This window comes from Gottfriedia luciferensis, from assembly GCF_002156865.1.
Classification (GTDB): domain Bacteria; phylum Bacillota; class Bacilli; order Bacillales; family Bacillaceae_G; genus Gottfriedia; species Gottfriedia luciferensis.
On sequence record NZ_NCTA01000036.1, the window covers coordinates 18537 to 27820 of the forward strand.

General features: G+C 32.3%; 9 protein-coding genes and 1 pseudogene. 6 read left to right on the forward strand and 4 right to left on the reverse strand.

The genetic code is table 11. The features are described from left to right. The first annotated feature begins 105 nt into the window (after positions 1-105). The gene (locus tag B7R67_RS17790) at positions 106-384 is read left to right on the forward strand and encodes a YfhJ family protein (protein ID WP_088072336.1); all 279 of its coding nucleotides are present in this window, start codon (positions 106-108) and stop codon (positions 382-384) included. 285 nt (positions 385-669) lie between these two features. On the opposite strand, the gene B7R67_RS17795 is transcribed toward B7R67_RS17790, so the two are convergent. Then, complete coding sequence (locus B7R67_RS17795; protein WP_088072337.1) at positions 670-1647, reverse strand: metal-dependent hydrolase; 978 nt, start codon at positions 1645-1647, stop codon at positions 670-672. Between the two features lie 85 nt (positions 1648-1732). Here B7R67_RS17795 and mutY point away from each other — a divergent pair, with 85 nt between their 5' ends. Then, positions 1733-2836, forward strand: coding sequence for an A/G-specific adenine glycosylase (gene mutY / locus B7R67_RS17800; RefSeq protein WP_088072338.1), 1104 nt, complete (start codon positions 1733-1735; stop codon positions 2834-2836). 17 nt (positions 2837-2853) lie between these two features. On the opposite strand, the gene B7R67_RS17805 is transcribed toward mutY, so the two are convergent. Further along, a complete protein-coding gene (locus tag B7R67_RS17805) occupies positions 2854-3078 on the reverse strand; it encodes a hypothetical protein (RefSeq protein WP_088072339.1) in 225 nt (74 codons plus the stop codon). 132 nt (positions 3079-3210) lie between these two features. Here B7R67_RS17805 and B7R67_RS17810 point away from each other — a divergent pair, with 132 nt between their 5' ends. From B7R67_RS17810 to B7R67_RS17825, 4 genes are all read left to right on the forward strand, one after another. Then, on the forward strand, positions 3211-3405 hold the full coding sequence (locus tag B7R67_RS17810) for a gamma-type small acid-soluble spore protein (RefSeq protein ID WP_088072340.1): 195 nt from the start codon (positions 3211-3213) through the stop codon (positions 3403-3405). 276 nt (positions 3406-3681) lie between these two features. Beyond that, positions 3682-3939 (forward strand): YgaB family protein, encoded by a 258-nt coding sequence (locus tag B7R67_RS17815; RefSeq protein ID WP_088072341.1) that lies wholly within the window; start codon positions 3682-3684, stop codon positions 3937-3939. Between the two features lie 128 nt (positions 3940-4067). Then, positions 4068-4598, forward strand: a complete 531-nt coding sequence (gene ntdP, locus B7R67_RS17820; protein ID WP_088072342.1) for a nucleoside tri-diphosphate phosphatase — start codon at positions 4068-4070, stop codon at positions 4596-4598. A 99-nt stretch (positions 4599-4697) separates the two neighbouring features. Then, entirely contained in the window at positions 4698-6452 is a 1755-nt protein-coding gene (locus B7R67_RS17825) for an ABC transporter ATP-binding protein (RefSeq protein WP_088072343.1), read from the forward strand. Between the two features lie 712 nt (positions 6453-7164). On the opposite strand, the gene B7R67_RS17830 is transcribed toward B7R67_RS17825, so the two are convergent. Together B7R67_RS17830 and B7R67_RS17840 are read right to left on the reverse strand one after the other, a co-directional pair. After that, positions 7165-8262, reverse strand: coding sequence for an FUSC family protein (locus tag B7R67_RS17830; RefSeq protein WP_088072344.1), 1098 nt, complete (start codon positions 8260-8262; stop codon positions 7165-7167). A 551-nt stretch (positions 8263-8813) separates the two neighbouring features. Next, positions 8814-9284, reverse strand: a pseudogene (locus B7R67_RS17840) (nicotinate phosphoribosyltransferase); the annotation flags it as partial.

Sequence of the window (9284 nt, forward strand, 5' to 3'; positions counted from 1 at the left end):
CTGGAAGTTAAAACTAACTGATGAAATGAATCATCAACAATATGATGACCATTTTGAAATTCAGTTATGAACAGATTAAATGTTTAAAAATTGGAAGGTGTAATTATGGAGAAATATTTAGAGCAATTAACTGAACTATTACTGAAAGAAAATAATCAATTAACATATTCACAAGCGAAAATTTGGGTTGAGTGGCTTTGGGAAGATTTTGAAGCGACATATGCAAAAGCAGGAGAATATCACGGTGAACAAATGTCTAAAAAAGTTGTTCAACAATTTATTTTACAATATGGAAAGTATTTACACGAAACTGATATTAAAATTGCAAAACCACCTGGATTAGAAAATATAGAAATTAAAGAAAAAGATAATCGAATTCATTAGAAAATAACCCTTAGCATTATGCTAAGGGTTATTTCATGTGTCAAATAATCGCTGAGTGATGTTCATATACATTAAAGTATGCATGCTTAAGAGCAGGAACAAGGAAATGCAGGTTCAAGGGGAAAGCGAAAGGAAAAGATATTAAAAGACTTTAAAGCATTTTGTTGAATCCCTATATAATATATTTCCTATCTGCTTTTCCTGATTTTCCTGCCTTCACATAGGAGTCGAGTATCCTTTCATTCCAATCAACATATTCTTCAAAAAAAAGTATTCAAATAACTTTTAACTTTCCACTTTCAACTTTTTTTGTAATTTCTTTTCACTAAAAATCCATCCTGTATATGAGCTAATAATATTATGTTCATAATCGAATTTAACAACGGCTACGAAAGGATAGTACGTTTCGGTTCGATATCGTAAGTCGATTAATCTAAGTTCTTTATGGTCGTCGTGTCCAATTAATTCCCAAATGTAGACTGGAGAAAATGAAAGAAATGATTTTACATTTTCGTCTTTAAATGCTGCTTTTACATCTTCAATGACAGGTAATGGAACTCTTTTAAATACATCATGAATTTTAAATAATCTTTTTTTTATTTTCCCGACGTAGTGATGTGTATCAGTACTTGCTACAATATGATAATGCGTGTATTTTATAGAAGGTGAGACATAGACGCGTTTTACATCAGGTAATTTTTGATGAACAGTTTGAATGACAATTTGTTTTTGTCGATACCTAAAAATATAGTAAAAAACCATAATGAGATAAAGCATGACGCAAATCGGTCCTGCTCTAAAGTGGAAAATAACAAATGGTACTCCAATTAAATGAATTGCGAAAATGATTGGATCAAACGTATTAATAATACCAAATGCTATCCATCTTTTTGAAAATGGCCGTAAAGCTTGTGTACCGTAAGCATTAAATAAATCGACATATACGTGGACACTGACAGCGAGAAATGCCCAGAATAAATAAAGGCCATAATGTTCACTTTTATTAAATAATGTCATAATGGTAGATAGTGATAATGTCCAACCAATGACTGCAGGAATAGAGTGCGTAATTCCACGATGATGTTTAATATATTTTGCATTATTTCTTAGTTTTAGAATTGTATCGCTATCAGGTAATTGAGATCCAATGATTGTTGTTAACAAAATTGAGTTTGTCAAATGTGGGTCATGTAGGACAATTGGACTCAGGGTTGCTAATCCTCCAAGTGTAAATCCCATTACGAGATGAGTACCAGTATCCATTACGTTCCTCCCTTTACTTACCCTTATATTTCCATAATATAGATTATAAACAAAGACATTACGTTTTTATAGAAAGGTATAAGTTATGAATGATGATTTAAATAAGACATTAGAAGTTTTCCCCAAAAGTGACTTTAAAAATAATTTAGTTAATTGGTTTTTAGCAGAACAAAGAGATTTACCGTGGAGAAAGAACAAAGATCCATATCGAGTCTGGGTTTCGGAAATAATGCTTCAGCAAACACGAGTAGATACAGTTATCCCTTTTTATAATAAGTTTATGCAAAATTTCCCTACAATTGCTGATTTGGCAAATGCTGAAGAAGAAAGAGTTCTAAAAGCATGGGAGGGCCTTGGCTATTATTCTAGAGTTAGAAATTTGCAATCAGCTGTGCGAGAAGTTCAAGAAGTATATTCAGGGAAGGTGCCAGATACCCCTGAATTAATTAGTAAATTAAAAGGAATTGGTCCATATACTGCAGGTGCTATTTTAAGTATCGCATATGGTAAACCAGAGCCAGCTGTTGATGGAAATGTTATGAGGGTATTATCTAGAATTTTAACCATTTGGGAAGATATTGGAATACCTAAAAACCGAAAAATATTTGAACAGGCTGTAAGAGCCCTTATTAGTCATGAAGACCCTTCTTCCTTTAATCAAGGAATGATGGAATTAGGTGCACTCATTTGTACGCCGACAAATCCTGCTTGTTTACTTTGCCCTGTAAGAGAGCAATGTTTAGCTTTTGATACTGGAGTAGTTGCTGAATTGCCAATCAAAAGTAAAAAGAAAGCACCTAAACCAGTTAACCTTGCTGTTGGAATTATTAAAAATAAAAATAATCAATATTTAATTCAACAAAGACCATCTAGTGGTTTACTTGCTAATATGTGGGAATTTCCTACTGCGGAACTTCAATCAACGATCTTATCTAAAAGTGACACTTTAAGTTTCTTTTTAAAACAGGAATTTGATTTAGATATTGAAGGATTAAGCTATCAGTTTGATATTGAGCATATTTTTTCACATCTTGTATGGAAAATGGATGTATTTATGGGTGAAGCAAGTAATGAAGGAAAGCTATTAGCGAATCAAAAATGGGTGACAATTGAAGAGTGTAAAGAACTTCCTTTTCCAGTCGTTCATCAAAAAATTTATTTACAAATTGAAAAATCCCAACAGATATAAGTTGGGATTTTTTTAAATTAATCATAAGTAGGTCTAGAACCATGAGTCCAGTCTGCTTCATTTCTTTGCAAACCACCGCGTGATTCAATTTCTTTTATGATTTCCTTTTGCATCGTGCTTCCTTCAACATTTAAATAACCAGTAATTTGTTGAAACGAGTGGTGGAAATATTCTAATTCACTATCTTTCCATTCGGTTTTTGGAGTCATAGATAATTCTGAAAGATCTCTTCCAACGTACATATAGTAACCTCCTCGCAATATCATATATAGTTTCCCACCCAATAGGTTCATTAAACAAAAAACTGAAAATGAAATTTTTTTACATATTACTTCGAGTAATGGACATCATATTATTCGTGGAGGTGATAAATCATGAACAACAACAACAACCAATTCAATGCTGGAAAAACAGCTTCAGGAACAAACATTGGTAAAGTTAAACAACAAAACCAAAGTTTTGGACAAGAGTTTTCAAGCGAAACTGATGTTCAAGCGGTAAGAGAAGCAAATGCACAATCTGCACAAAAAGCTGCTTCTAAAAACTTTGGACAACAAAACCAACAATAATAATTAACTAAAAATGATGTGCTAGAAGTGCGCTGTTGATGATTTATGTAAGTGGAAGAAACTTATATTAAATTCATCTTCCTGTTTGATGAGAGATCATGCAGTCTAGTTTTGTAATAAAGAACGTTCGAAAAGAGCACCCTTATACAAGGGTGTTCTTTTTTTGTCTCATGTAGGAATATTTCTGTTAAAAGCCAAATATCGTCAAATGTAGTCAAAGGGATTATGTTAGTTATCAAGAAATAGTGTAGTAACGAATGAAGGATGGTGAATGGTATGCAAGTATTCGATGAATTGGTAAGCCGTCAACTTGAAACGATGGATCAGTTAATAAAAATTCAAGAAGAAATTGAACGTTGTCAAGAAATTGAAAACCAACTTTTTGAGTTAGAAGACTTGTCAAAATTGTCGTCTATCCAAGATGAAATACATATTATGAGAACTGAATTAAAAGCGATCCAAAACACCTTTTTATTACAAACGCAGCAAATTATAAAATCTTTTTCAGATGAAAGAAAAATAGCACTAAAATAAAAATTGTGGGTCATATTACCAAATTGCTCTCCCTTTTGTTTAAAAATGGATAAGAACTAGTTATAATAGAAATGTAAAGTATAAATAAAGTGTTGAAATGCGTCCACACTAGAAAGAAGGGAGAAACAATGAACGTTCCCAAGCCGGGAGAAAAAATACAGATACATAGTTACAAACATAATGGACATATTCATCGTATATGGGAAGAGACAACCATTTTAAAAGGGACGCAGCAGTTAGTAATTGGTGCAAATGATCGCACGCTTGTAACTGAATCGGACGGTAGAACTTGGGTTACACGAGAGCCAGCAATTTGTTACTTTGATATGGATTATTGGTTTAATGTCATCGGCATGATTAGAGAAGATGGGGTATATTATTATTGTAATATTAGCTCGCCTTTCGTGTTTGAAGATGGTGCCATTAAATATATTGACTATGATCTAGATATTAAAGTTTTTCCAGATATGACTTACGTGCTGTTAGATGAAGATGAATATGAGAATCATCGACAATTAATGAATTATCCTCCTATTATTGACCCAATCTTAAAAAAGAACTTAGGTTATTTAAAGGAATTAATTCATCAAAGAAAAGGACCGTTTGCTACTGATTTTATTGATAATTGGTATGAACGTTTCTTAATGTATCGTGATTAATTGAAACTGTTGAGCGGACTTATACTCTAGGGATCTAATCTCGAAAGTATGATTTCGATGCTCAACAGTTTCTTTTTGAATGATATGAAAGGAGAAAATATGGGTAGTATAAGACGTTATTTAAAATTTGTTAAACCGTATCGATTTCATATCTTTTTAACGATTGCAATTGGTATTGTTAAATTTGCAATCCCATTGGTATTACCATTTTTATTAAAATATGTAGTAGATAACATTATTAATTCCTCTTTGCCGATCGCAACAAAGAGCACGCATCTAATTTATATCATGTTGATTGCGTTTGGATTATTTGTTATTTTAAGGCCACCAATAGAGTATTTCAGACAGTATTATGCTCAATATATCGGTAGTCGAATTTTATTTGATATTAGGGGACATTTATTTAAACATCTACAAAAACTTAGCCTTAGATATTATGCAAATGCAAAGACTGGTGAAGTCATTTCACGTGTAATTAACGATGTTGAGGCTACAAAAGATTTTGTCATAACGGGACTAATGAATGTTTGGTTAGATTTAATTACGATATTAATTACGATTACGATCATGCTAACAATGGATGTGAAGTTAACAATTGTATCGTTAATCGTTTTGCCTTTTTATACATTGGCAGTAAAATACTTTTTCGGACGACTTCGTTTCTTAACGCGACAAAGATCGCAAGCTTTAGCTGTTCTTCAAGGATTCTTAACAGAAAGAATTCAAGGGATGCAAGTTACACGAAGCTTTGCATTAGAAGACTATGAAAGCGAGCTATTTAAAGAGAAAAACGGTGAGTTTTTAAATCGAGCTCTAAAGCATACAAGTTGGAATGCGAGAACCTTTACCATTATTAATACATTAACTGATATAGGCCCTTTATTAATTATTGGTTTTTCAGCATATCAAGTCATTCATGGTCACTTAACATTAGGAGAAATGGTTGCCTTCGTTGGTTATATTGATCGATTATATGATCCGTTAAGAAGATTAGCGAATTCGTCTACTTCTTTAACACAATCATTTGCATCGATGGATCGTGTCTTTGAATTAATGGATGAAAAATATGATATCGTTAATAAAGAAAATGCAATTTATACCAAGAAATTAGAAGGTCAAATCCATTTTAATCATGTATCTTTTCAATATAATTCAAAAGATGATGAAGTGATTCAGGACGTTACATTCCAGATTGAACCTGGTCAAAAAATTGCTTTAGTTGGATCAAGTGGTGGAGGGAAGTCATCTCTAGTTAGTTTAATTCCACGTTTCTATGATGTAACAAAAGGTTCAATTGAAATAGACGGTGTTGATGTGAGAGATTATAACTTAAAAAGTATGCGGGAAAAAATCGGTATTGTTTTACAAGATAATTTCTTATTTAGTGATACTGTCAAATCAAATATTCATTACGGCAATCCAAATGCAAGTGAAGAAGAAGTTATTGCAGCTGCTAAAGCAGCAAATGCACATGACTTTATTATGAGTTTACCGGATGGATACGACACGCTTGTAGGAGAGAGAGGCGTAAAACTTTCTGGTGGTCAAAAACAACGTGTTGCAATAGCTCGTGTATTCTTACGAGATCCATCGATTCTTATTTTTGATGAAGCAACATCAGCTCTTGATTTAGAAAATGAAAAGTATATTCAAGACGCAATTCAAGAATTGGCAAAAAACAGAACAACAATTTTTATTGCACACAGATTATCAACAATTACACATGTAGATAAAATAGTATATGTTGATCAAGGTCAAGTAGTTGAGATCGGCACGCATGATGAATTAATGGCTAAAAAAGAAGCGTATTATCATTTGTTTGAAATTCAAAATTTAGAGAGTAGTACAGTTTAAAAAAAGGGCTATTCAATTCAGAAGCTTTTTTAAAACGCACAAAGAGATTTTCTTTGTGTGTTTTTTTTATTTTAAAAACTGAGTGAAAGAAGGTAAGTGTTAGTAGGTCAGAGGTGCAAATAAGTCTGCGAGAGGTGCAAATAAGGAAGAAAACAGTCCAAATAAGGGGATAATCGCAAATAAAATTAGAGAATCGTAAATAAGTGTGAGGGAACTGCAAATAAGGAAGAAAACTGTGCAAATAAGGGGATAATCGCAAATAAAGTTGGAACAACAGCAAATAAAATTAGAGAATCACAAATAAGTGTGAGGGAACTGCAAATAAGGAAGAAAACAGTCCAAATAAGGGGATAATCGCAAATAAAGTTGGAACAATAGCAAATAAAATTAGAGAATCGCAAATAAATTTACCAAAATAGCAATTAAAATAGCAAGAATCGCAAATAAGTTAAGTAATTACGTATACGGGTTAGAGTATTATGTGTTTGAAATTGTATAAAAGTAGTAATTTGAAATGGAAAACTAGCAAAATTGCTCAAATCTTTTCTAATTCGAATAAAAATGAGCAGAAATCTGCTAATTATTTATAAAAAGGACGATAAATTCAACTGAACACCTCTGAGATACCCCTCTTACACCCAAATCTCCAGATAAAGTATCGACCTTTCAGTTTTTAAGTGCAAAAAAAGCCTCCATAATTGGAGGCTTAGTATTACATCGTTTCAGCTTGTTCAACTTGTACTTGATATTCTTTGTGATAAGTCTGATGGCTATCAACGATAGTGTTTAAGTGCTCGACATTCTCACTGTATTCTAAAATAGTTGATACGACTTGGAATAAATGTAACCAAGTTTTTTGCTTTTCTTCGTCATTTAAATCATGGTGGTCTAAGAACGCTTTTGTTAATTTATCTTTTAATATATTTTCTTCTCTATGAAGTGGAGCAGTTTGGTCAAAATTTACTTTTCCAATTAATTTCATTAAAGCATGCTCGTGATATTGCATTAAGCACGTTAATTCATTTTTGAGTAAATCTTGGAACTCTTTTGGAGAAGCATTTATTTCATATTCAAGACGGTTTAAAGCTTTTAATGTATCAAATGCGTTATCGGCTGTGACAAGCATTTGTCTAAACAGTACGATTTTTCGAGACTTTTCATGCTCTTTTTTCTTGCGACCAACAATGATAATACGATCTTCTTTATATAGACGATATATTTTCGTAACATTTCTCATTATTTCTTTTAATTGATAAATTTCATCTTTTAAGCCATTGTGGCTAACTGTTTTGTGTAAAGCCATCATCATTAATTTATTTGTTTGTTCAGTAGCAGAAATCATGCCGCGAGATAATTTTTTTTCATAATTCGGAGGCAATAAGAAAATATTAACAAATGAAGCAGCAAATACACCAATCATTACTGCTACGATACGATCAAATGTAAAGATAGCAAAGTGTTCAGTACTAGTACTTACTTCCATAATAACGACTACAGTAACCAATGTTGTGGCAATTGTATTTTCAAGTTTTAGTTTTAGTGTAATGATTATGACTAGGATACATGTAAATCCTATGATAACTGGATTATTTCCTAAAGTAATAACTGCAATAATTGCTAGGATCGCTCCAATTAAGTTAGCTTGTAGTTGTTCAATTAACGATTTATACGATTGGTTAACTGATGATTTTAATGCTGAAATAGCAGAGATACCCGCTATTGAAGCTGTTGATAAATCAAAAAACATCGCGCTATAAATGGCGAGCGTAATGGCTATACCAGTTTTTAGAACACGCGCTCCTAATCTCATTTTTGTACTCCTTTTGTTTGTCTAGCTTAATTGCTTGTAATGAAATATGAACGTTTAACTATTTAACTATTAAACTTCTATTTGTTAAATGAAGTACTTATGAAAAGTGATGATCTTATTTACTAACAAGGGCATTTCAAATTTCATTTTTATACTCATGTAACATCATGTAACTATACAATGAACTACACTCTTTATCAATACAAATTTTTAAGAAATTATGTTATTTATATGAAGCGATAAAAAGATTAAATTATTTGTAAAAATTATAAAAATGAGTTGTTGGAATGGAAGGGTTTTCTAAATCTATGATGTTAAAAAATTGTTGAAAATACGTTGAAAAAGATGGTTGATTTCCGTTCCAGGATGCTCGCTTTCCATGGGGCGTGAGCTGAGCCTCCTCGGCAAGCCTGCGGGGTCTCACCCTTCCCGCTACTCCCATAGGAGTCTCCCACCTTCCACTCCAATCAATCTCTTTAAATTGTATAAAATCTTATTCAAAAATGTGTTTTGTAAGAAATCAACAATTAACATTAACAAAGCCAATCTTTTTATAATCTAGGACGCATTTCTACTTTTTCTAAGCGAGGATTTTCACGGAGTTTTCGACCAACTTTTGCCTGTGGTTCTCCATTTAACTCAACATTATCCCCTGTAAATCCTATATTAACTTTTAATAAACTTCCACCTACACCATATAAATCTACTGGTACACCTTGTTTTTCAAATGATAAGATTCTTTCTACTGTGAATCCACCACTTACTACAATTTGAACATGATTATACCCTTCTTGATCCAGTGCTTTTCGTAATTCATAAATTAATGGTGGATTAACACCTCGTGGGTCGAATGTTCCTAACAATTCCGGATTAGAAATAAAATACTGATCAATCATTGTTTTCGATGTATCAACACGTACCGCCTTTAATTTATTGCCAAATTCTCGCGCTACTTTTAAAGCATCATTAATAACATCATTATTATAATCTACCAAGACGATTAAATCATCTTTTGGGTAAAC

Bases quoted from the DNA above. Each gene is read 5' to 3' on its own strand.
- B7R67_RS17790 (WP_088072336.1), top strand. From the start codon at position 106: ATGGAGAAATATTTAGAGCAATTAACTGAACTATTACTGAAAGAAAAT.
- B7R67_RS17795 (WP_088072337.1), bottom strand. From the start codon at position 1,647: ATGGATACTGGTACTCATCTCGTAATGGGATTTACACTTGGAGGATTA.
- mutY (WP_088072338.1), top strand. From the start codon at position 1,733: ATGAATGATGATTTAAATAAGACATTAGAAGTTTTCCCCAAAAGTGAC.
- B7R67_RS17805 (WP_088072339.1), bottom strand. From the start codon at position 3,078: ATGTACGTTGGAAGAGATCTTTCAGAATTATCTATGACTCCAAAAACC.
- B7R67_RS17810 (WP_088072340.1), top strand. From the start codon at position 3,211: ATGAACAACAACAACAACCAATTCAATGCTGGAAAAACAGCTTCAGGA.
- B7R67_RS17815 (WP_088072341.1), top strand. From the start codon at position 3,682: ATGCAAGTATTCGATGAATTGGTAAGCCGTCAACTTGAAACGATGGAT.
- ntdP (WP_088072342.1), top strand. From the start codon at position 4,068: ATGAACGTTCCCAAGCCGGGAGAAAAAATACAGATACATAGTTACAAA.
- B7R67_RS17825 (WP_088072343.1), top strand. From the start codon at position 4,698: ATGGGTAGTATAAGACGTTATTTAAAATTTGTTAAACCGTATCGATTT.
- B7R67_RS17830 (WP_088072344.1), bottom strand. From the start codon at position 8,262: ATGAGATTAGGAGCGCGTGTTCTAAAAACTGGTATAGCCATTACGCTC.